Origin of the sequence: Streptomyces sp. NPDC002884 (assembly GCF_040295245.1) — a bacterium.
GTDB lineage: Bacteria > Actinomycetota > Actinomycetes > Streptomycetales > Streptomycetaceae > Streptomyces.
On the sequence record NZ_JBEOVB010000009.1, the window covers coordinates 13,252 to 35,560 of the forward strand.

Consider the following 22,309-nt stretch of genomic DNA (forward strand, 5'->3'; position numbering starts at 1 on the left):
CCGTCCGGCTTTCGGGTCCGAATCCCCCGCGTCCGGCACAGCGAGACGAGGAACGGCGTTCCTCACGGATCCACCCCACCCCACCGGCGTGGCCGGTGGACGGGAACGGACCGCCCTCGTCGCCCGTGCTCTTCGCTGAACGTTCAAGGGAGATGTGTCCGATGACCGCTTTCCTGCGAGCCCGCCGCCTGGTGGCCGGGGCCGCCGCGACGGGCCTACTGGCCGGAGGAGCCCTGCTCGGCATGTCCGGCGTGGCGACCGCGGCCCCCGCTCCCCCTTCCCCCTCGTCCGTGGTGACCACCGACCACGACGGTAAGTGCCACTGGGTGAAGGGCCACTGGGAGAAGAAGTGGGTGAAGGGCCACTGGGAGAAGAAGCGGGTCAACCACAAGACCTGGCACCACGGCCACTGGGACAACCACTACACCTACAAGTGGGTCTACGTTCACGGCCACTGGGACCACCAGTGGGTCAAGGGGCACTGGGAGTGCCACCACCGCTGACCATGGCCACGCGCAGGTGAGGGCCGGACGCACTCTGTGCTCCGGCCCTCGTTTCGCGTGCCGTCGGCTCTCAGGCGGGCCGCGGCCGGGTCGCGTAGAACGCGACGGCGGAAGCGGCCGCCACGTTGAGGGAGTCGACCCCCGCGGACATGGGGATGCGTACCCACTCGTCCGCCGCGCGGAGGGCGTACGTGGAGAGTCCGTGACCCTCCGAGCCCAGCATGATGGCGCTCTTCTCGAAGCGTTCCGGGTTCAGCTCGTCGAGGGGGGTCGCCTTCTCGTCCGGGGTCATGGCGAGGATGTCGTACCCGGCGTCGCGCACGACGTCGAGGCCGGCCGGCCAGGCCTCGAACCGTGCGTAGGGGACCGAGAAGACGGCGCCCATCGACACCTTGATCGCCCGCCGGTATAGGGGGTCCGCGCAGTCCGGTGACAGCAGGATCGCCTTGATGCCGAGCGCGGCGGCACTCCGGAAGGCCGCTCCGAGATTCGCGTGATCGACGAATCCCTCGAAGATCGCGACGCGCTCCCCGGCCCCGTCCTGCCGGTCCCCGGCGACGACACCCCGGCGGGCGGACACGAGGAGTTCGGCGGCGTCCGGCAGCGGCTTGCGCTGCATGGAGGCCAGCGCGCCGCGGTGGACGTGATAGCCGGTGACCCGTTCCGCGAGCTCCGGGCTGACGGCGTAGACCGGTGCCGGAAGCTCGTCGATGACGTCGCGCATGACGTCGACCCACTTGGCGGAGAGCAGCATGGAGCGCATCTCGTACCCGGCGTCCTTGGCCCGGCGGATGACCTTCTCGCCCTCGGCGATGAACAGGCCCTCGGCGGGCTCGCGCTTGCGGCGCAGCTCGACGTCGGTCAGGCCGGTGTAGTCGCGCAGGCGCGGGTCGTCGGGGTCCTCAACGGTGATGAGATCGGCCACAGGGTGATACTGCCTTGTCCTGGGTGTGCTGCCAACGGCTCGGAACGGTTGCGTTACCCGCGGTTACTCGGAGCTCCGCGCGCCGACGGCGACGACCGCGCCGACGATGATCACCGCCGGGGGCCTGACCTCCTGCGTGCGGACCGCCTCGGCGACCGTCGCCAGGGTCGCGTCCACGCGGCGCTGGGCGGCCGTCGTGCCCTCCTGGACGAGGGCGACCGGGGTGTCGGGCGACTTGCCGTGCGCGACGAGCGTCTCGGCGATCTTCCCGATCTTGTCGACGCCCATGAGGATCACCAGGGTGCCGGTGAGCTTCGCCAGGGAGGGCCAGTCGACCAGGGAACGCTCGTCGTCGGGAGCGACATGCCCGCTGACCACGGTGAACTCATGGGCCACGCCCCGGTGGGTGACCGGGATGCCGGCCGCGCCCGGCACCGAGATCGAGCTGGAGATGCCCGGCACGACCGTGCAGGCGATGCCGGCCTCCGCGAGGGCCTGGAGCTCCTCCATGCCACGGCCGAAGACATACGGGTCCCCGCCCTTGAGACGGACCACCGACTTGCCCTGCCTGGCGTGCTCGATCAGCGCGTTGTTGATGGCCTCCTGGGCCATGTACCGGCCGTAGGGGATCTTCGCCGCGTCGATCACCTCGACATGCGGCGGGAGTTCGGCGAGGAGGTCGCGCGGTCCGAGCCGGTCGGCGATGACGACGTCCGCCTCGGCGAGGAGACGACGCCCGCGCACCGTGATCAGGTCCGGGTCGCCGGGACCGCCGCCGACCAGCGCGACGCCGGGGGTCCGGGTGCGGTGGTGGGGGGCGACGAGGGTGCCGTCGCGCAGGCCCTCGACGACCGCGTCACGGATGGCCGCGGTGTGGCGCGGGTCGCGGCCGCGGGCGTCGGTGGTGAGCACGGCGACCGTGACACCCTCGCTGTGGCCGGTCGCCGGGGTCCAGGCGGTCGCGGCGTCGGCGTCGTCGGAGCGGACGCACCAGACGCGGTGCGCCTCGGCCTCGACGGAGGCCCGGCCGTTCGCCTCGGTGTCGCTCGTGGCGATGAGGGCGTACCAGGCCTCGGCGAGATCGCCGTCGGCGTACGGACGCCTCGACCAGGTGATCTCGCCCGCGTCCGCCATCGCCTCCACCGACGGCGTCGCCGCCGGGGACACGAGGTGGATGTCGGCGCCGGCCGCGATCAGCGCGGGCAGACGGCGCTGGGCGACCTGGCCGCCGCCGAGGACGACGACCCTGCGGCCGGCGAGACGGAGGCCTACGGGGTAGGCGGGGTGTTCGGCCATGAGGGTGCGGCTCCTCGTACGGGCAGAGAGCAGAGGGTGGGCGCTGCGGCTCTGGAGCGGCCCTGACGTGCGCATTTTAGAGGTGACTTCAGCATGCGGCGGGGCCGGGGGCAGCACAAGCGCGTGCCCCCGGCCCCGGAGCGGGCCCTACTTCTCGGTGACGCCCGCCGAATCGAACGTCGCCACCTCGTGCATCGCCCGTGCGGTGCTCTGCACCAGCGGCAGGGCGAGCAGGGCGCCCGTTCCCTCGCCGAGGCGGAGGTCGAGGTCGACCAGGGGGCGCAGACCCAGCTTGTTCAGGGCGGCGACATGACCGGGTTCGGCGCTGCGGTGGCCCGCGATGCAGGCCGCGAGGACCTCGGGGGCGATGGCGCGGGCGACCAGGGCGGCGGCGCCGGCGCTGACGCCGTCCAGGATCACGGGCGTACGCAGGGAGGCGCCGCCGAGGAGGAGGCCGACCATCGCCGCGTGTTCGAAGCCGCCGATCGCGGCCAGGACGCCGATGGGGTCCGCCGGGTCGGGCTGGTGGACCTCCAGGGCGCGGCGCACGACCTCGGTCTTGCGGGCGAGGGTCTCGTCGTTGATACCGGTGCCACGGCCGGTGACCTCGGCCGGGTCGGCGCCCGTGAAGACCGAGATGAGAGCCGCGGACGCCGTGGTGTTCGCGATGCCCATCTCACCCGTGAGCAGCGCCTTGTTGCCGGCGGCGACCAGGTCGCGGGCGGTCTCGATGCCGACCTCGATGGCCTGCTTGGCCTCGTCGCGGGTCATCGCGGGGCCGGTGGTCATGTCGGACGTGCCCGCGCGGATCTTGCGGGGCAGGAGGCCGGGGGTCGCGGGGAGGTCGGCGGCGACGCCCACGTCCACCACGCAGACCTCCGCGCCCACCTGGGTGGCGAAGGCGTTGCAGACCGCTCCCCCGCCGAGGAAGTTGGCGACCATCTGGGCCGTCACCTCCTGGGGCCAGGGGGTGACCCCCTGCGCGTGAACACCGTGGTCGCCGGCGAAGATCGCGACGGCCGCGGGCTCCGGGATGGGCGGCGGGCACTGCCGGGACAGGCCGGACAGCTGGGCGGAGATGATCTCCAGCATGCCGAGCGAGCCCGGCGGCTTCGTCATCCGCTTCTGCCGCTCCCAGGCCTCGCCGAGCGCCTTGGCGTCGAGCGGGCGGACACTGGCGACGGTCTCGGCGAGCAGGTCGTGCGGGTCCTCGCCGGGCAGCGCGCGACGGCCGTACGTCTCCTCGTGGACGACCCACGACAGCGGACGGCGCTTGGCCCACCCGGCCTGCATCAGCTCGGGCTCGTCCGGGAACTCGTCGACGTATCCGACGCAGAGGTAGGCGACCACCTCGAGGTGGTCGGGCAGGCCCAGCGCGCGGACCATCTCGCGCTCGTCGAAGAAGCTGACCCAGCCGACGCCGAGACCCTCGGCGCGGGCGGCGAGCCAGAGGTTCTCGACCGCGAGCGCGGAGGAGTACGGCGCCATCTGCGGCTGGGTGTGCCGGCCGAGGGTGTGGCGGCCGCCGCGGGTCGGGTCGGCGGTGACGACGATGTTCACCGGGGTGTCGAGGATGGCCTCGATCTTCAGTTCCTTGAACTGCTTCGCCCGGCCCTTCGGCAGCGACTTCGCGTACGCGTCGCGCTGACGGGTCGCCAGCTCGTGCATCGCGCGCCGGGTGTCGGCGGAGCGGATGACCACGAAGTCCCAGGGCTGCGAGTGCCCGACGGAGGGCGCGGTGTGAGCGGCCTCCAGGACACGCAGCAGCACCTCGTGCGGGATCGGGTCGGCGCGGAATCCGTTGCGGATGTCCCGGCGCTCACGCATGACCTTCAGGACGGCCTCGCGCTCGGCGTCGTCGTACGCGGGCGCGGCGGGGCCGGTGGACTCTCGAACTTCTTCCACTGGGGCCGGGCTCTCTTCCTGGTCGGCGGCCCTGGTCTCCAGGTCCTCCGGGCTCTGTGCGACATCGGGGTCGATGCCGGTCTCGGGCTCCGTGTCCGGGATCGCCGGGGCGGGAGCGGGGTCGGCGCCGCGAGGGGCGGGGACCGTGAGGGCGGGAGCGGCGGCGCCGGTGTCGGCGACCTGGTGCGGTTCCGCCGGCGGGTGTTCCACCGCCGCGTGGGCGGCCTGCTCCTGTGTGGGGAGCACGAGCGGGTGCGGCGGGGTGGGGGCGAGGTGCGGGGTGGTGGGCACCAGGCCCTCGACCGGGACGAAATGGCCCAGGGGCTGGTCCGCGGCGGGCCGGTTCGACGGCGCCGACCGGTCCGGCTGCTCGGACTGCTCCGGCTGCTCCGGCTGGAGAACCAGGGGAGCGGGAGCCGGCTGCCGGAGGGGCTGCGGGTGCGGGTGCGCGAACTCCGGCTGCGGGAGCTGCGGGACGGCGGTGGCGTCCACGGGGACGGAGACCGGGACCGCCACGGGCTCGGGGGAGGCCGGCGCGGCGGGTGCCTCGATCGGCGACTCGGCCGCCGACGGCTCCGGCTGCGGCTCCGGCTCCGGCTGCGGTTCCGCCAGGGTCGCTGCCGGGACGGGCTCCAGCTGCTCGGTCAGGACCTCGGGCGCGGGTTCGGCTTCGGCTTCGGCTTCGAGTGCGACCACGGGCTCGGGCTCGGGCTGCGGAGTCGTGTCGGGAGCGGGTGCATCCGGGATGAGAGACGCGGGGGCCGCGATGTGGGCGGCCTCCGCCGAGGTCCCGCTCGACGCCTCCACCTCCGGCTCCGGTTCCGGTGTCGGCCGGACGTCCTGGGCCGACGGGACGGCCTGCTCCGGAGCGGGTTCCGCCTGCGGGGCCGTCGGCTCGACGGGCTCGAGGGAAGCCGCGGCGGCCATCTCGGCGGACGCCACGAAGGCGTCGACGAGCAGGACGGGCTCGGGAGCGGCGGCGGGCACGGGGGCGGAGACCTCCGGCACGGAGGGTGCCTCGGGGGCGACGGCCTCGGCCACGGGGCCGGGCGGTTCCGGGGCGGGCGCCGCGGGCTCGGGCACATCGGGGCCGACGGTCGTCGTGGGTTCGGGAAGCTGGGCGACCGCGGGCGCGGGGGTGGGCTCAGCAGGGGTGGGCGCCGGGACCACGACGGGATCCGGCACGGGCGCTTCGGAAGCGGCGGCGGGTGCGGGAACGGACTCGGCGGCCGGGACCGCCTCCGCCGTGGGCGCCTCGTGGGCCTGGGCCGGCGTGTCGCCGAGATCCGCGTGAGGCGCCTCGTGCTCCTGGGCCTCCTGGGCCTCCTGGGCCTGTTGAGGTCCTTGGGGCTCGTGCTGCTGAGGCGCCTCGACCGGGCTCGTCCGCCCGACCTCGGCCACGGAGGCCTGAGCGACGGTCTCCGCAACGGAGTGCGCGTCAGGAACCTCGGTGGGTTCTGCCGCCTCGCTGAGCTCTGCCACCTCGGCGGGCTCTGCCGTCTCAGCCGCCTCGCTCACCTCAGGCGCCCCGGCCACGGCAGGCGCCTCGGCCACGGCGGGTTCGGCCGGCGGGGTGCCTTCGGCGGCGACGGCGACGGCGACGGCCGGCTGCTCCGCGTACGCGGCATCGGGGTCCTGTGCGGCTTCCGGTGCCGGCACCGCTTCCACCGGCGTGTCGACGGCCGACACGGCGCCGGCGTCCGGGGTCCCGTCGTCCCCGGAGACGGGGACGGGGACGTCGGCCGCGTCCTGCCCGGTCTCCGCGACCTCGGCCGTGGGTGCCTCCTCCGCCTCCGCCATCATCGCGGCGCCGAACAGCTCACCGGGGTCGACGACTCCGTAGGTCCCGGCGGTCTGCGCGGGTACGGGCGTCGCAGCGTCGACGACCACGGACTCCTGGGACTCCTGGGACCCCTGCGGCGCGGTCGCGGCGATGGCCTCGGTCGCCACCCGGGCCACGACGGCCTGGGCCACGCCGACCGGCTCGCGCTGCTGAGCTGCCGCGACCGTCGCCGGAGCAACCGTTTCCGCGGCCGTCGCCCCGTGCACGACCGGCGGCTGCGCGGCGCCCCAGGGGGACGCTCCCTGCGGGGGCATCTCGCGCAGGTGCGGGACGTCGAGGTACTCGGGGCCGGACGCGGACGGGCCGGACTGTCGCACCGGCGCGCCCGCGGGGCCGCGATCGGCGAGGGAGCGGACCGGGCTCGCGGAGGCGTCGGGGATCTGCGGGCCGAGGTGCAGGGGGCGGCGCGGGGCCGCCTGGGGCACCGACGGGCCGGGCAGGCGGACGGCGCTGAGGTCGACCGAACCGCTGTCGCGGCCGGCCGTCTCGTGCGGGCCCGGCTCGTGCACCGTCTCGACCACCGGCTCGGGGGCGGGCGGCGCCACCTCGTTGCCCCACGCGCTCTGGGCACCCGGCAGCAGCAACAGGTCTTCGTCCTCGGCGGTGGTCTCGGAGAGGTAGGTGTACGCACCGTGCGCGGGGGCGCCCGGCTGTTCCACCATGCCTACGCTCTCCGGCAACCCCTCGCCCGGGACCTGGCCGGTGTCGGTCATGCGTACCCCTCGCCCATCGGTTAGTGCTTCTACGACCAGCTCACCCGGAGCGGCGCACCGACCGCCCCGTAGTGAAGAACGAGCGTCCGCGCCCAGCGGCACGAACGACCCGCCCGAAAAAGCGACAAAGCCATTCAGTGGCATTGTCCCGGCCGTAGTCGCGTCGCGACAGCTTGATCCGCGACGCCCCGCTGTGGACTGCGCCACGTTGCGCGCCCTCCGGTTCTGCCGTACCACACCCACCCCAAAAGGGATGCGTTTTCCGGACATTGACCGACGAAGCGCCGGGCGACCGGAAGCGGTACGACGATCGGCCAGCCTACCGCGCGCGGTACGACAACAGGATCACGGGGAGGGCGCGCCGGGTCACGATCGGCGGTCGGAAAGGCCCTGGCCGCCGCCCGTCCGACACCGGCCCCTCACGCGTCCCTCACGTGTCCCTCACCTGTCCGCCGGCCTCAACGAGGCGATGCGCGCCGCACGATTTCCCCGGTGAGGAGGAACGCGACGCTCCGCTCCCGTTCCGTCCAGGCCCGCGTGTCGAGTTCGACGGACTGGACGAGGGAGCACTCGACGCGGTAGCCGTGCTCGGTCAGGTCACGGCCCACGAGTTCGGCGGCGTCGCGGGTGCCGGCGTGGGTGACGATGCGCTGCGGTCGGCGGTCGGCGACGGCGGACACCACGGCCGCTCCCCCACCGCCGATCCGTACGACGTCGGGTTCGGGCAGGTTCTCCAGGACGTGCGGGGCGGTGCCGTGGACGATCTGGAGCTGGACGCCGTGGCGGCGCGCTGAGCTGTCGGTGCGGGCGCACGCGTCGAGGTCCCGGTCGACGGCGATCACGGCGGCGCCCGCCCGCGCCGTCTCGGTCGCGAAGGCGCCGCTGCCGCAGCCGATGTCCCAGACGAGGTCGCCGACGCGCGGTCCGAGCCGGGCGAGTTGGGCGGCGCGCAGCAGCTCCGCCTCGCCCTCGCCGAGTCCGCCGCCGTACGCCTCGGCGGGCAGGGCCCAGCCGCGCGGGCCGGCGGCGGGGTCGCGGCCGGCGATCCAGCCGCTGTCCCCGGAGACGACCGGCCCGGTGGGACCGCCGATGACGATGACGACGTTGGGGTCGCGCCAGGTGTGGTCGGCGGCCTTGTCGGAGGTGACGACGCTGACCTGTTCGCGGGTGGTGCCGAGCTCCTCGCAGACGACGAACGTGCGGTGCACGCCCTCCATCAGCAGGCCGAGCTCGGCGGGGCCCGCGCCCGGGGAGGTGAGGACGGCGACCTTGGTGTGGGCGCGGCAGACGTTCACGGCGCGGCGCAGGGTGCGCCGGTGGGCGACGACCACCTGGGCGTCGTCCCAGGGCATGCCGGCCCGGGCGAACGCGGCGGCGACGGCGGAGACGGCCGGGACGACCTCGACCTCCAGGCCGAACTCGGGTGCGCGCAGGGTCCGTACGACGCCGAAGAAGCCCGGGTCGCCGTCGGCGAGGACGACCGCGGTGCCGCGGTGGCCGGCGATGCGGCGGGCGGCGAGGGAGACGCTGCCGAGCCGGACGCGTTCCGCCGCGGGCGGCACCTCGGGCAGCGTCAGGTGGTGGGGGGCACCGGCCACCAGCGTGGCGGCACCCAGGGCGGAGCGGGCCGCGGCGGTCAGCGGCGAACCGTCCCATCCGATCACCGTGACGCGGTCGGCCATCGTCGTCAGTCTCCCCCGGGGTTCACGCAGGTAGCGGGCTCCGTGAGGGTACCTGGTCGGTGGGTCACGGCAATGGGGGCGGCACCGGCCCGGGGGTCAGTTCCAGTCGGTGTACGACGTGAAACCGCCGCTCTCCGCGAAGTGCTCCCCGGGTCCCTCCAGGTCCTCCGGGAGGAGGCTCCACACGATGTAGTCGGTGCGCACCTCGTTCCACCTGCCGTCCTCGGCCCGGGCACGCGCTATGCAGGCGCCGCGCAGCACGCCCTCGCTGATACAGCCGATCTTCTGCGCGACCTGCTGGGAGGCGGTGTTGTCGGCGGCCGTGCGCAGCTCGATGCGCTCGAACTTCTGGTCGCGGACCAGCCATTGGGCGGTGGCCAGCGCCGCTTCGGAGGCGTAGCCCTCACCGCGCGCCCAGGGCGCGATGATGTACGACAGTTCGGTGGAACGGACGTGCCAGTTGGTCTTGGCGAGCTGGACGACGCCGACCAGGCGCTGGGTGAGGAACTCGGTGACGGCGAGGTCGAGGCCGCGGCCCTCGGTGCGTTCGGTGGGCGCGTGGTCGGTGATCCAACGGCGGGCGGCCACCTGGTCGTAGGGCTGCGGCACGGCCGTCCAGGCCGCGACCTGCTCGTCGTTCATCATGTCGGCCAGGGCGGGCACGTCGTCCTCGTCGAGGGGACGCAGCACCAACCGCTCCGTGCTGATGGAGATGTTGGGGAAGGTGCTCGTCATGCGCCGCTCCGTAACCTTCGAGACTTCGGGGTGTGACCTGCCGCCCCGTCAGGGTCCGCTGAACTGCCCAGCATGCAGCATGTGAGCACGGAACCACACCACGGGGTCCACACCAAGTGAAGGAGTGGACCCCGGGCGCACCTGCCGGTCCCCCGGCCGGTCACGGTGTTCAGAACGAGGCGATGACGGAGCCGTCGTACTTGTCCTGGATGAACTTCTTGACCTCGGCGGAGGTGAGGAGCTTGGCCAGCTTCTTCACTCGCGGGTCGTCCTCGTTGCCGTCCTTGACGGCGAGGAAGTTGCCGTACGGGTTGTCCGTGGCGGACTCCAGGACGAGGGCGTCCGAGGCGGGCTTCAGGTCGGCCTCGATGGCGTAGTTGCCGTTGATGACGGCGGCGTCCACGTCGTCCAGGGAGCGCGGGGTCTGGGCCGCCTCCAGCTCCTTGAACTTGAGCTTCTTCGGGTTCTCGGTGATGTCCGCGGGGGTCGCCTCGTTGCCCACGCCGTCCTTGAGGGTGATCAGCTTGTTCGCGGCCAGCAGCTTGAGCGCGCGGGCCTCGTTGACACTGTCGTTCGGGACGGCGATCGTCGCGCCGCTCTTCAGGGCGTCGGCGCTCTTGACCTTGTGGGAGTAGAGGCCGAGCGGCTCCAGGTGCACCGTGACGACGGGCACGATGTGGGTGCCGTTCTTCTTGTTGAAGTCGTCGAGGTACGGCTGGTTCTGGAAGTAGTTGGCGTCCACCGAGCCGTCCTCCGTCGCCGTGTTCGGCGTGACGTAGTCGGTGAACTCCTTGACCTCCAGGTCGAGTCCCGCCTTCTTCGCCAGGTTGTCCTTGACGAAGTTCAGGATCTCGGCGTGCGGGGTCGGGCTCGCGGCGACGACCAGCGGACCGCTGGTGTCGGAGGCGGAGTCCTTGTCCGAGCCGCAGGCGGTGAGTCCCAGGGTGAGGGCGCCGACGGCGAGGACTGCGGTGGTGAGTTTGGCGGTGTTACGCACGAAAAGTGCCTTTCCTGAGGGTGTGACGACCCGCGTGGGGTGTGCGGGGGATCTGTGGGAACGGCCCGGGGAGGGCTCAGGCGACCTTGCTGATGTCCGCGGCGGCCGGCTCCTTGGCCTTCAGGAGGCGGAGCCTGGGCGCGGGGCCCGAGCTGCCGCCGCGGCGGTGCAGCGAGCGGGCCGCGTAGTCGCCGGCGAACTGGATGAGCGAGATGACGACGGCGAGGATCGCCACCGTGATCCACATCAGCTCGGTCTCGAAGCGCTGGTAGCCGTAGCGGATGGCGATGTCGCCGAGTCCGCCGGCGCCGACCGTGCCGGCCATGGCGGAGTAGCCGATCAGGGCCACGATCGTGGTCGTGGTGCTCGCGATGAGCGAGGGCAGGGACTCCGGCACGAGGACCTTGCGCACGATCGTCCAGGTGTTGCCGCCCATCGCCTGCACGGCCTCGACGAGTCCGCCGTCCACTTCACGGACGGCCGTCTCGACCAGGCGGGCGAAGAACGGGATGGCCCCGATGGCGAGCGGCACGATCGCGGCCTCGCGGCCGATGGTCGTCCCGGTGATCGTGCGGGTGAAGTTCATCAGCGCGACCATCAGGATGATGAACGGCAGCGAGCGGGCGATGTTCACGACCTGCCCGATCACCCGGTTGGCGACGAGGTTCTGCAACAGGCCGCCCCGGTCGGTCAGGACCAGCAGGACGCCGAGCGGCAGACCGCCGACGACGGCGATGAGCGTGGACCAGCCGACCATGTAGAGGGTGTCCCAACACGCCTGGGACAGCAGGGGCTGCATCTCGGACCAGGTCACTTGGCACCGTCCTTCAGCAGAACGGGCTCCTGGGCCGCGTTGTCCACGATGTCGATCTGGAGGCCCTGTTCGCGCAGGAAGCCGATCGGCACGACGTTGTCCTCGTAGCGGCCGGGCAGTTCGATGCGCATCCGGCCGACCTGGAGCCCGCCGACGGTGTCGATGGCGGCACCGAGGATGGAGATGTCGATGTTGTAGGTGCGCGACAGCCGGGAGATGACGGGCCGGGTGGCGGCCTCGCCGTGGAAGGTCACGTCGACGACCGTGCGGTCCTCGTCGGTGGCCTCGCCGCCGACCGGGAAGAGCGCGCCGGCCAGTTCGGAGCCGGGGGTGGCGAGCAGTTCGCCGACCGTGCCGGACTCGACGACGCGGCCGTTCTCCATCAGCGCGGCGGAGTCGCAGATCGACTTCACCACGTCCATCTCGTGGGTGATGAGCAGGACGGTCAGGCCCAGCTGCCGGTTCAGGTCGCGCAGCAGCTGGAGGATGGAGCGGGTGGTCTCCGGGTCGAGCGCGCTGGTGGCCTCGTCGGAGAGGAGCACCTTGGGGTCGCCGGCGAGCGCGCGGGCGATGCCGACGCGCTGCTTCTGACCGCCGGAGAGCTGGGCCGGGAAGGACTTCGCCTTGTCGGCCAGACCGACCAGGTCGAGCAGCTCCAGCGCCTTGCGGGAACGTTCCTGTCCCGAGACGCCGAGAATCTCCAGGGGCAGTTCGACGTTGTCCTGCACGGTCCGTGAGGACAGCAGGTTGAAGTGCTGGAACACCATGCCGATCCGGCTGCGCGCCTGCCGCAGCTCCTTGCCGGCCCGGGGTCCGCGCCCGGCGAGGGCGGTGAGGTCCTGCCCGGCGACGGTGACCGTGCCGGCGGTGGGACGCTCCAGGAGGTTGATGCAGCGGATGAGCGAGGACTTGCCGGCGCCGGACTGGCCGATGACGCCGTACACCTCGCCTTCGCGGACGTGGAGATCGACGCCGTCGAGGGCGGTGACCTCACGGCCGCGCGAGCGGTAGACCTTGGTGAGGCCCGTGGTGGTGATCACGTGGATTTCCGTCACTGTCGAGTGCGCGGGCGTGGGTGTGCCCGGGCGCACGGGTGCAGGCTGTCAGGGACGCGACACGGCTCTCGCTGTGGCGGGGAACCGGGGAGAAACATGTGCGCGGGGCGCGGCTACGTCATGTACGGCGGACTTGCGGCGCACGGACATGCCACGGCGTCTCGCTTCGGGGCGCGAGCTCGGGGTGGTGCGGGGGCCCTCTAGAAGGCGCACATTCGACACATACAACGAGCACCGGGCGTCATGGTCGCCTCGGTCGCAAGGGTGCGGCTGCTCGTAGTGGTCATGAGCATCAGTAAAGCAGACGTACGGTCCTGACCAAGACCCCGCCGTCCGCATGCCGGACAGCCGTGGACAGCCGGGGCCGGCCGTCGGACCACCCCCGGCCGCGCCCCGAGATCCCCGCCGCCCCGCCCATGACCAGCGCCCGCAAGGCTGACAGGCCCTTCACAGCGAGGCCGGCGGCGGGCCCGCGGGCCTGGCGGGCTGTGGCCAACGCCACGGCCGCCGGACCGCGGGCCGGGCAGCCCCGACGCCCGCCCCGGACCGGCCTCCGGGGCCTGCCTCCGGGACCGGGCCAGGACCCGGGCCCGCGCCGGACACCGGGGCCCGGGGCCGATCGCGGGACGCCTGATACGCCGTAATAAGGTCACTGCATGCTTGATGCCCTGACGCTGGTGACCGGCGTCGCCGCGTTGCTGCTCGCCGCCTGGTGCGGCTGGGCCGCCTACCGCGACCAGCCGACGAAGGACTGGCATTTCATCGGGATGGCCGTGGTCTCCCTGCTGGCCGTGATCCAGCTGGTGGTCGGGATCGTCCAGCTGGCGCGGGGCGAGAAGCCGGAGCAGGGTACGACGATCTTCGTGGCGTATCTGCTCGGAGCGGTCGCGTGCGTTCCGGCGGTGGGGTTCATGTCGCTGTCCGAGCGGACCCGCTGGGGTTCGGTGACGGCCGCCGCGGGCGGTGTGGTGCTCGCCGTGCTCGAAGTGCGGCTCTATGACATCTGGGGAGGCTGAGATGGCGGCGGTCGACGACAAGCCGGACCGGCTCATCAGCGGGCCGGGCATGCTGCTGGTGTGGTTCTACGGCGTGATGGTGGTCGGGGCCGTGTCGCGGTCGGCGTACCAGATCGCGACCGAGTTCGACCGGGCGCCGCTGGCCTACACGCTGTCGGCCGTGGCGGGCGTGGTGTACGGGTTCATCACGTACTCGCTGGTGCGGGGCGGCGAGACGGCCCGCAGAGCGGCGCAGGTCTGCTGCGCCGCCGAGCTGGCGGGGGTGCTGATCGTCGGCACCTGGACCCTGGTCGACCCGTCGGCCTTCCCGGACTCGACCGTGTGGTCGAAGTACGGGATGGGCTACGTGTTCATTCCCGTGCTGCTGCCGCTGTCCGCCCTGTACTGGCTGCGGAAGTCCCGTACGGCCACGGCTACGCCGTAGCCGCGTACTCCCCGGCCTGCTTCTCCAGGACGATCATCGGTACGCCGTCGGTGCCCTGCGAGGTGCCGACCGTCTCGTAGCCGACCCTGCGGTAGAGGCGCAGGTTGCCCTCGCTGCGGTGGCCGGTGAAGAGGCGGAACTTCTTGGCGCCGCGCTCCTCGGCCAGCGCCGCCTCGGCCGCGCGGAGCAGCCGCGCCCCGATGCCGTGGCCCTGGAGGCGCGGGTGGACGCAGAGCTTGCCGATGGCGGCGGCGCCGTCCTCGGTGAGACTGCCTCGTACGGAGCCGACCACCTCGTCGCCCAGGCGGGCCACGAAGACGCAGTCGGCGGCGAGTTCCTGCCGGACCGAGTCGAGGCTCTGGACGAGCGGGGCGATGCGGTAATTGGCGTACAGCGCGGCTTCACTCTGGAAGCACAGGTACTGCAATCTGAAGATCTGCTCGGCATCCTGCTCGGTCGCCACCGAGATGGTCACGCTCATGCCCATGTGCGCACGCCTCCCGCTCACCTGATCGCCTGTGGTCCTTCACTCCTATCCCCGCACTTCCCGGGCCGCAACCTCCGGCGCCAGCAAACGCCGCAGACATCCCAGACATCTGGAACGTTCCGGTCCGAGACTGCCCTGTGAGATACCCAACTCCCCCGCGATCTCGCGGTAGGTGAGGTCCCGGGACGAGAGCAGCGCCTGGAGGAGACGGGAGCAGCGGCCGGGCAGCCGGTGCACCGCCTCGCGCAGGGCGCGGTGCCGGGCGGCGGTGAGCGCGAGCTGCTCGGGGCCGCGGTCGGGGTCGTCGGCGGGCTCGCTCTCGTACGGCCGCTCGCGGCGGGTCGTGCGGCGGGCGCGGCGGACCTCGGCGCGGACGGCCCTGCGCAGCCAGCCCTGAGGGTCGGGCGGCGGGCCGTCGGTGGCGAGGTGCTCCAGCAGACGGAGCCAGACCGCCTGTTCGAGGTCGCCGGGTTCGGTGGCGGTGGCATGGGCCTCGGCGGAGGCCTCCGCGGTGAGGAGCGGGCGCAGGGTGGTGAGCAGGTCGTGCGTCATGTGCCACACGATGCGGCCGCCCGGGCGGCTGGTTGCCGGGGCGGCCGACTGTCACTCCAACGGGGACTCAGCCGTTGACGAAGTCCGCGCGGGCCAGCAGTCCGGTGTCCGGGTTGTCCGTGAAGACACCGTCGATGCCGGTCGCGAAGTAGGTGCGGAACACGCTGAAGGAGTCACCGTAGGCGTCCGCGTCCGTGCCCTTGCGGAAGCTCGTGGGCAGGAAGGGGTTCTCGTTGCGCATGGTGTACGGGTGCAGCACCAGGCCGACCGCGTGGGCGTCCTTCACCAGCGTGGTCGGCGTGGTGAGGTTGCCGGCGGCGTCCTTCGGGATCACCAGGTCGAGGGTCGGGCCGATGCCCTGGGCGTAGCCGGCGATCTCCCTGAGCCCCGCCCGGGTGACCAGGTCGGCGACCGTGCGCGGGTCGCCCGCCTCGACGAAGTCCCAGGGGCGCGAGGTCGCGCCGGACAGCAGCACCACGAGGGGGTTGTCGACCAGCTTGTTCAGACGCTGGATGCTGGTCGGCTCGAAGGACTGCACGATGACCGGCGAGTTCTTCCGGTCCTTGCCGTGCTTGTGCAGCAGCTTGGCGACCCGCTCCTCCAGGCCCAGGCCCAGCTTGCGGAAGTAGGTGGGGTGCTTGGTCTCGGGGTAGATCCAGACCTGCTTGCCGCGCTTGCGGGTCTGCTCGTCCTGCCACTTCAGGACTTCCTCGAAGGTGGGGATCTCCCAGCGGCCGTTGTAGAGCGTGTTGTGCGGGCGGTTGGCCGGGATGCGCTCGATCGCGCGCAGGGTCTTCAGCTCGGCGAGGGTGAAGTCCTCGGTGAACCAGCCGGTCGTGGAGACGCCGTCGAGGACCTTCGTGGTCCTGCGGGCGGCGAACTCCGGATGGTCGGCGACGTCGGTGGTACCGCCGATCTCCGGCTCGTGACGGCACACCAGATGACCGTCCTTGGTGGGGACGAGGTCCCCCGCCTCGACGATGTCGGCGCCCAGGTCGAGGGCGAGCTGGTACGAGCCGAAGGTGTGCTCCGGCCGGTAGCCGCTGGCGCCGCGGTGGCCGATGATCGTCGGCACGGGCAGGCTCTTCAGGCCCTTTCCGGAGCGGGACGACTCGGCGGCTCTCGCCGTGCCCGACAGACCCAGGACCGTTCCGGTGGCGCCGAGCACGGCGGCGCCGAGGAGCGCCCGCCGTCCCGTTCCGCCCGCGCTCGCCTGCTGGTTCGACTCCTGCTTGCCCTGCGTTCCCATGAGGGGTCTCCTGCCGTCGGCTCGTCCGTGCGGCCCGATGGTAGGGGCGTGGACATGACCGTCGGGAGACCTCGGTCCTAACACGCGGGTGACGGCGGATGGCATGTGCCGTACGGCCGTCCGGCCGGTTCCGCGCGGTGGTTCGCTTCGTTCCGGGCAGATGACAAGGAGGAGACGATACCGCCGTACAGGTAAACGTACGTCAACAGTGCGTAAGACCTGGGTGACCCGATGTGCGTCAGCCCCGGCGCCGCGAGTATCGTCCTCACCTGCACAGACTCATACCCTTTTCCCTTGACATCGGAGGGCTCGTTGTCCCGCTTCGTGCTCATCAAGGCAGTACTCGGACCGGTCATGCGCCTGATGTTCCGCCCCCGGGTCGAGGGCGCGGAGCACATCCCCGGCGACGGCCCCGTCATCCTGGCAGGCAATCACCTCACGTTCATCGACTCGATGATCCTGCCGCTCGTGTGCGACCGGCAGGTCTTCTTCATCGGCAAGGACGAGTACGTCACCGGCAAGTCCCTCAAGGGCCGGTTCATGGCCTGGTTCTTCACCGGGGTCGGCATGATCCCGGTGGACCGCGACGGCGGCCGCGGCGGCGTGGCGGCGCTGATGACCGGGCGGCGCGTGCTGGAGGAGGGGAAGGTCTTCGGGATCTACCCCGAGGGCACGCGGTCGCCCGACGGCCGGCTGTACCGGGGCCGGACCGGCATCGCCCGGCTGACGCTGATGACCGGGGCGCCGGTCGTTCCCTTCGCGATGATCGGCACGGACAAGTTGCAGCCGGGCGGGGCGGGGATGCCCCGGCCGGGTCGGGTCACCGTCCGGTTCGGCGAGGCGATGGAGTTCTCCCGGTACGACGGGATGGACCGGGACCGGTATGTGCTGCGTGCCGTGACGGACTCGGTGATGACCGAGGTCATGCGGTTGTCGGGACAGGAGTACGTGGACATGTACGCCACCAAGGCGAAAGCGGCGTAAGCCTCCGGCGGTCGGGCGGGTGCGTCGGGTTCGGGGCGGGTGCGTCGCAGTTCGGGGCGGGTGCGGGTGCGTGGTGGCTGGTCGCGCGGTTCCCCGCGCCCCTGGGCTGCGTGGCCTAACCGGCGTTCTCCAGGTGCTGGCCCCTGAGCATGAACCAGGCCGCCACCGCGGTCGCCAGCAGTACCGCCGCGCCTGCTCCGGATGCCACGTTCAGGCCGTCGACGAAGGCCCCTCGGGCCGACGACAGCATCTGATCGGCCGCGGTCGGCGCCATGTGCCCCGCCGCCTCCACCGCGCCGCCCAGTGACTCGTGGGCGCCCGCGGGAGTGCCCGCGGGGGCGGTGAAGTCGCGGTAGACGCCCGTCACGATCGAGCCGAGTACGGCGATGCCCAGGGCCGCGCCCAGTTCGTACGCCGTCTCGGAGACCGCGGAGGCGGCGCCCGCCTGGTCCTTGGGTACGGAGCTCAGGATGACGTCCGAGGTCACCGTGAACGAGAGGCCTGCGCCCACGCCGACGACCAGCAGGGCGGCTCCCAGCATCGGGTAGCCGGTGTTCCGGTCGATGAGCGCCAGCGCGGCCAGCGCGAGGCCGATCGCCGCGAGGCCGCCCGAGACGACGGCCCGTACCGAGAAGCGGCGGGCCGCTCGGCCCGCGAGCAGACCGGCCACCACCGCGCCGACGGCGGCGGGCAGTTCGGCCAGACCGGCCTCGAACGGACGCCGGCCCTGGACGAGCTGGAGGTACTGGGAGAGGAAGAACACCAGGCCCGACAGGCCCAGGATGGTCAGCAGGTCGGCCAGGACGGCGCCGCTGAAGCCGCGGTTGCGGAACAGCCGCATGTCCAGCAGGGGGGCCGGCAGGGTCAGCTGGCGGCGGACGAAGCCGTACAGCGCGGCCGCGCCGAGCAGGCCCGTGCCGAGCGGGACCCCGGTGAGACCGTGTGTGGCGGCCTCCTTGACGGCGTACACGACGCCGATCATGCCCACCAGGGACAGCAGCACGCTGGGCAGGTCCCACGGGCCGGGGTTCGGGGTGCGGGACTCGGGGAGCGTCCGGATGCCGACGACGACCAGGACGACCATCACGGGCAGGTTGATGAGGAAGACCGAGCCCCACCAGAAGTGTTCGAGGAGGAAGCCGCCCACGATGGGACCGACGGCGGTGCCCGCGGAGGCGGTCGCACCCCAGATGCCGACGGCGAGGCTGCGCTCGCGCGGGTCGTGGAAGAGGTTGCGGATCAGGGCGAGGGTGGCGGGCATCAGGGTCGCGCCGGCCACGCCGAGCAGGGCCCGGGCCGCGATCATCGTCTCCGGGGTCGTCGCGTACGCGTTGAGGACCGATATCAGCCCGAACGCGGTGGCGCCCATGAGCAGGATCCGCTTGCGGCCGATGCGGTCGCCGAGGCTGCCCATCGAGACGAGCAGGCCGGCGATGACGAAGGAGTAGACGTCGCCGATCCAGAGGAGCTGGGTGCCGGAGGGCTCGAGGTCCTCGCTGATGTAGGGGGTCGCCAGGCCGAGGACGGTCGCGTCGACGGCCACCAGCAGCACGGCGAGCACGAGGACGGAGAGCGCGAGCCAACGGTCCGGGCGCTTCACCGCCCCGGTCGTGGTCGCCGGCCGCAGGGTGCTGGTCATGATTCCTCTCACTGTGGTGCGGGGTTGTGTCGTGCCGGGCTGTGCCGTGCCGGGCTGTGCCGTGCGGGTTCTGTGGTGCCGGGTGCCACGGTCACGGGTGGCCGCGGTCACGGGTGGCCGCGGTCACGGGTGGCCGCGGTAAGGGGTTGGGCGCGGTAAGGGGTTCCGCGGTCAGGGGTTCTGGGGTGCGGGAGGCCTCAGGGCGCCGCCGAGCAGCAGCTCGGCGATCATGTGCTGGAAGTCCTTGGGGGCGCCCTTGCCGCACTGCACCATCCAGGCGCCGGAGGCCAGCAGGCCGTACAGCGCCTCGGTGAGCCAGGCGGGTGTGAGGTCGATGCGGAACTCGCCGCCCAGCTGTCCGCGCCGGAACAGATCCGAGATCAGGTCGTCGATCCGGGTCCAGCCCTGGTTCTGCTCCTCGCCCTCGAACAACTGGTTCTCGGTGTAGAGGAAGGCGAGCAGGCCGGCGGCCGGTTCGATCTCCTGGACGAGCCGGCGTACGGCGTCGCGCGCGGGCCCCTCGTCCAGCCGCGCCGCGTCCAGGGCGCTCTCGCACTCCGCGATGCCGAGGGCCTCCAGGGCCCGCACCAGCGCGTCGCGGCCGGCGAAGTGACGGTGCAGGGTGGCCCGGCTGATCCCGGCCGCCTTGGCGACCTCGTCCATCGTCGCCGTGGATTTGCGGGTCAGCAGGGCCGCGGCACTGCGCAGCACGTGGTCACGATCGACAGCCATGAGACAAGAGTAGCGCAAGTGAGACAGTGGTGTCTCATTCCGAGGGTGCGCGCATCACTCAGGGGTGCTCGCTGCCGATCGTCGACGGTCCGGCGGACGTCTCAGTGCCAGGGCAGGCTGCCGCGCCGCTCCCAGTACTCCCGCGGCTCCTCCGCCAGCCCGGCCAGCCGGTCCACCTGCTCGTCGTCGAGGTCCACGACCGCCGCGTGCAGGTTGGAGGCGAGCTGGGTGGCGGTCGCCGCGCCGGAGAGGACGACGCCGGCCCAGGGCTGCCGCAGGATCAGGGCGAGGGCGACCGCGTCGCAGCCGAGCGACGTCTGTGCCGCAACAGACCTCAGGGCGTCCGGCGCGTGGGGCTGCGCGAGACGCCCGTTGGCCATGCCCTCCTTCACGATCACCGTGAGCCCGGCGTCATGGGCCTCGGCGAGGGCGGGACCGGCCGAGGGCTCCAGCGCGTTGTACGTCGACTGGACGGTACGGAAGAGGGGCTCGCCGTCGACCGTCACGGCGAGGGCCGCGCGGATGGCGTCGGCCTGGGCGGGGCCGCTGGTGGAGAACCCGACGGTGAGGCCCTGCGCGGCGGACTCGGCCAGCCTCGCGTGGAGTTCCTTGTCGGTGAGGGCGGGACTGTCCGGGGTCACCGAGTGGATCTGGTAGAGGTCGAGCCGGTCGCCGAGCAGTTCCGCCGTCTCGGCGCGCTGACGTTCGTACGTCGGGAGCCCGTGGTCCTTGACCTCGTGCCGGTCCGCGTCCGTGGTCCAGTCGGCGGTGTAGGTGTAACCCCACTTGCTGCCCACCACGATGTCGTCCACGTCGGGCCTGGCCTTCAGCCAGCCGGCGAGGAACTCCTCGGAACGGCCGTAGGAGCGGGCCGCGTCGAAGTAGCGGACGCCCTGGGCGTAGGCGGCGTCGAGGAGTTCGTGGGTGCGGGCGCGCAGCGTCTCGACGCCGCGGTCCGCTCCGAGGTCCTCGTCCCGGCCGAGGGTGATGTAGCCGGGGCGGCCCACGGCGGCGAGGCCGAAGCCGATGTGGCAGGTGGGGGTCGTCGCTGTGGCCAGTCGGGCGAAGGGCATCGCGGGCTCCGTTGGTCGGCTGCGGTACGGCTTCCGACCAACGTAGTCCGTCGTGACCTTCGGCGAGCGCGGGGCGCCTCAGAGCTCGGGAGGTACGGCTCGTCGGCGACCGCGGATGGTGCGTGGCCCGTCGCGCGGTTCCCCGCGCTTCTCAGGGCGTCGCGCTCAGCGCTTGTCCTTGGCCGTCGCCCACTCGTGCTGGGCCGCCACGTTCTGCTTCACCTCTGCCAGCTGGATCGCCACCGCGCTGGGCGCCGTACCGCCGCGGCCGTCGCGGGAGGCGAGGGCGCCGGGGACGTTGAGGACCGAGCGCACCTCGGGGGTGAGGTGGACGGAGATCTTCGCGAACTGCTCGTCGGTGAGACCGTCGAGCTCCTTGCCGTCGGCCTCGGCGACCTTGACGCAACTGCCGGCGACCTCGTGCGCGACCCGGAACGGCACACCCTGCTTGACCAGCCACTCGGCGATGTCGGTGGCGAGCGAGAACCCGGCCGGGGCCAGCTCCTCCATGCGCTCGCGGTGCACGGTGAGGGTGGCGATCATGCCGGTGAAGGCGGGAAGCAGGACCTCGAGCTGGTCGCAGGAGTCGAAGACCGGCTCCTTGTCCTCCTGGAGGTCGCGGTTGTACGCGAGCGGGAGTGCCTTGAGGGTCGCCATGAGGCCGGTCAGATTGCCGATCAGGCGGCCCGACTTGCCGCGCGCCAGCTCCGCGATGTCGGGGTTCTTCTTCTGCGGCATGATCGACGAGCCCGTGGAGAACGCGTCGTGCAGCGTCACGAAGGAGAACTCCTTCGTGTTCCAGATGATGATCTCCTCGGAGATCCGGGAGAGGTTCACGCCGATCATCGCGGTGATGAAGGCGAACTCGGCGACGAAGTCGCGGGACGCGGTGCCGTCGATGGAGTTGCCGACGCTGCCGTGCTCGAAGCCGAGGTCCTTCGCCACCGCCTCCGGGTCCAGGCCGAGGGAGGAACCCGCCAGGGCACCGGAGCCGTACGGCGACACGGCGGTGCGCTCGTCCCACTGACGCAGGCGTTCCGCGTCCCGGGACAGCGACTGCACATGCGCGAGGACATGGTGGGCGAAGAGCACCGGCTGGGCGTGCTGGAGGTGGGTGCGGCCGGGCATCGCCACGTCCGGGTGGGCCTCAGCCAGGCCGATCAGGGCGTCCTGGAGCTCGGCGATCAGGCCGCCGACGATCCGGGCGTGGTCGCGCAGGTACATGCGGAAGAGGGTGGCGACCTGGTCGTTGCGGGAGCGGCCCGCGCGCAGCTTGCCGCCCAGGTCGGCGCCGAGGTGCTCCAGGAGGCCGCGCTCCAGGGCGGTGTGGACGTCCTCGTCGGCGATGGTGCCGACGAAGGAACCGTCGGCGACGTCCGCCTCCAGCCGGTCGAGGCCCGCGATCATCCGCGTCAGCTCGTCCTCGGTGAGCAGGCCCGCCTTGTGCAGCACGCGCGCGTGGGCACGCGAACCGGCGATGTCGTAGGGCGCGAGGCGCCAGTCGAAGTGGACGGAGGCGGACAGCTTCGCCAGGGCCTCGGCGGGACCGTCGGCGAAACGGCCGCCCCAGAGCCTTACGTCACCGCTGTTGCTGCTCACTTGCGTTGCTCCTCACCACTGCGCTCAACGTCATGCATGAGTATGCAGTGCTCTGCATGATTCGTCAATTCAACTCCGGGTCACCG

At 72.1% G+C, this 22,309-nt stretch carries 19 protein-coding genes; 4 read left to right on the plus strand and 15 right to left on the minus strand.

Translation table 11 applies throughout. From position 1 onward, the window contains the following. The first annotated feature begins 161 nt into the window (after window positions 1-161). Window positions 162-503, plus strand: a complete 342-nt coding sequence (locus ABT070_RS20100; RefSeq protein WP_351762260.1) for a hypothetical protein — start codon at window positions 162-164, stop codon at window positions 501-503. A gap of 70 nt (window positions 504-573) precedes the next feature. Here ABT070_RS20100 and ABT070_RS20105 read toward each other — a convergent pair whose 3' ends face one another. The 8 genes from ABT070_RS20105 to ABT070_RS20140 form a co-directional block, all read right to left on the minus strand. Next, window positions 574-1,428 (minus strand): TrmH family RNA methyltransferase, encoded by an 855-nt coding sequence (locus ABT070_RS20105; protein WP_351762263.1) that lies wholly within the window; start codon window positions 1,426-1,428, stop codon window positions 574-576. Between the two features lie 63 nt (window positions 1,429-1,491). Then, on the minus strand, window positions 1,492-2,724 hold the full coding sequence (gene cobA, locus ABT070_RS20110) for a uroporphyrinogen-III C-methyltransferase (RefSeq protein WP_351762266.1): 1,233 nt from the start codon (window positions 2,722-2,724) through the stop codon (window positions 1,492-1,494). Window positions 2,725-2,871: 147 nt separating this feature from the next. After that, the gene (gene cobT / locus ABT070_RS20115) at window positions 2,872-7,185 is read right to left on the minus strand and encodes a nicotinate-nucleotide--dimethylbenzimidazole phosphoribosyltransferase (protein WP_351762269.1); all 4,314 of its coding nucleotides are present in this window, start codon (window positions 7,183-7,185) and stop codon (window positions 2,872-2,874) included. Window positions 7,186-7,643: 458 nt separating this feature from the next. Beyond that, complete coding sequence (gene cbiE / locus ABT070_RS20120; RefSeq protein ID WP_351762272.1) at window positions 7,644-8,867, minus strand: precorrin-6y C5,15-methyltransferase (decarboxylating) subunit CbiE; 1,224 nt, start codon at window positions 8,865-8,867, stop codon at window positions 7,644-7,646. Window positions 8,868-8,963: 96 nt separating this feature from the next. Beyond that, the gene (locus ABT070_RS20125) at window positions 8,964-9,602 is read right to left on the minus strand and encodes a GNAT family N-acetyltransferase (protein ID WP_351762275.1); all 639 of its coding nucleotides are present in this window, start codon (window positions 9,600-9,602) and stop codon (window positions 8,964-8,966) included. 169 nt (window positions 9,603-9,771) lie between these two features. Then, window positions 9,772-10,599 (minus strand): MetQ/NlpA family ABC transporter substrate-binding protein, encoded by an 828-nt coding sequence (locus ABT070_RS20130; RefSeq protein WP_351762278.1) that lies wholly within the window; start codon window positions 10,597-10,599, stop codon window positions 9,772-9,774. A gap of 76 nt (window positions 10,600-10,675) precedes the next feature. Further along, window positions 10,676-11,413 carry a methionine ABC transporter permease gene (locus tag ABT070_RS20135; protein WP_351762281.1) on the minus strand — a complete coding sequence of 246 codons (738 nt, stop codon included), beginning with the start codon at window positions 11,411-11,413 and terminating at the stop codon, window positions 10,676-10,678. Beyond that, complete coding sequence (locus tag ABT070_RS20140; RefSeq protein WP_351762284.1) at window positions 11,410-12,453, minus strand: methionine ABC transporter ATP-binding protein; 1,044 nt, start codon at window positions 12,451-12,453, stop codon at window positions 11,410-11,412. The genes ABT070_RS20135 and ABT070_RS20140 overlap by 4 nt, the downstream gene beginning before the upstream one ends. 671 nt (window positions 12,454-13,124) lie before the next feature. On the opposite strand from ABT070_RS20140, the gene ABT070_RS20145 reads away from it, so the two are divergent. Continuing rightward, a complete protein-coding gene (locus ABT070_RS20145) occupies window positions 13,125-13,484 on the plus strand; it encodes a hypothetical protein (RefSeq protein ID WP_171396173.1) in 360 nt (119 codons plus the stop codon). Between the two features lies 1 nt (window position 13,485). Beyond that, the gene (locus ABT070_RS20150; RefSeq protein ID WP_351762287.1) at window positions 13,486-13,908 is read left to right on the plus strand and encodes a hypothetical protein; all 423 of its coding nucleotides are present in this window, start codon (window positions 13,486-13,488) and stop codon (window positions 13,906-13,908) included. Here the strand turns inward: ABT070_RS20150 and ABT070_RS20155 are convergent. The 3 genes from ABT070_RS20155 to ABT070_RS20165 form a co-directional block, all read right to left on the minus strand. Continuing rightward, window positions 13,898-14,395 carry a GNAT family N-acetyltransferase gene (locus tag ABT070_RS20155; protein WP_307167523.1) on the minus strand — a complete coding sequence of 166 codons (498 nt, stop codon included), beginning with the start codon at window positions 14,393-14,395 and terminating at the stop codon, window positions 13,898-13,900. The two genes, ABT070_RS20150 and ABT070_RS20155, sit on opposite strands and share 11 nt — an antisense overlap. A gap of 45 nt (window positions 14,396-14,440) precedes the next feature. Beyond that, window positions 14,441-14,947 (minus strand): RNA polymerase sigma factor, encoded by a 507-nt coding sequence (locus ABT070_RS20160; RefSeq protein ID WP_351762290.1) that lies wholly within the window; start codon window positions 14,945-14,947, stop codon window positions 14,441-14,443. 67 nt (window positions 14,948-15,014) lie between these two features. After that, complete coding sequence (locus tag ABT070_RS20165) at window positions 15,015-16,196, minus strand: glycerophosphodiester phosphodiesterase (RefSeq protein WP_351762293.1); 1,182 nt, start codon at window positions 16,194-16,196, stop codon at window positions 15,015-15,017. A gap of 312 nt (window positions 16,197-16,508) precedes the next feature. Between ABT070_RS20165 and ABT070_RS20170 the strand changes: the two genes are divergently transcribed. Then, on the plus strand, window positions 16,509-17,180 hold the full coding sequence (locus ABT070_RS20170) for a lysophospholipid acyltransferase family protein (protein ID WP_142269965.1): 672 nt from the start codon (window positions 16,509-16,511) through the stop codon (window positions 17,178-17,180). 115 nt (window positions 17,181-17,295) lie between these two features. On the opposite strand, the gene ABT070_RS20175 is transcribed toward ABT070_RS20170, so the two are convergent. The 4 genes from ABT070_RS20175 to argH form a co-directional block, all read right to left on the minus strand. After that, a complete protein-coding gene (locus ABT070_RS20175; protein ID WP_351762296.1) occupies window positions 17,296-18,819 on the minus strand; it encodes an MFS transporter in 1,524 nt (507 codons plus the stop codon). 171 nt (window positions 18,820-18,990) lie between these two features. Further along, entirely contained in the window at window positions 18,991-19,551 is a 561-nt protein-coding gene (locus ABT070_RS20180) for a TetR/AcrR family transcriptional regulator (RefSeq protein WP_351762299.1), read from the minus strand. Between the two features lie 101 nt (window positions 19,552-19,652). Then, a complete protein-coding gene (locus ABT070_RS20185) occupies window positions 19,653-20,624 on the minus strand; it encodes an aldo/keto reductase (RefSeq protein WP_351762302.1) in 972 nt (323 codons plus the stop codon). Between the two features lie 165 nt (window positions 20,625-20,789). Then, entirely contained in the window at window positions 20,790-22,223 is a 1,434-nt protein-coding gene (argH, locus tag ABT070_RS20190) for an argininosuccinate lyase (RefSeq protein ID WP_351762305.1), read from the minus strand. Window positions 22,224-22,309: the final 86 nt, after the last annotated feature.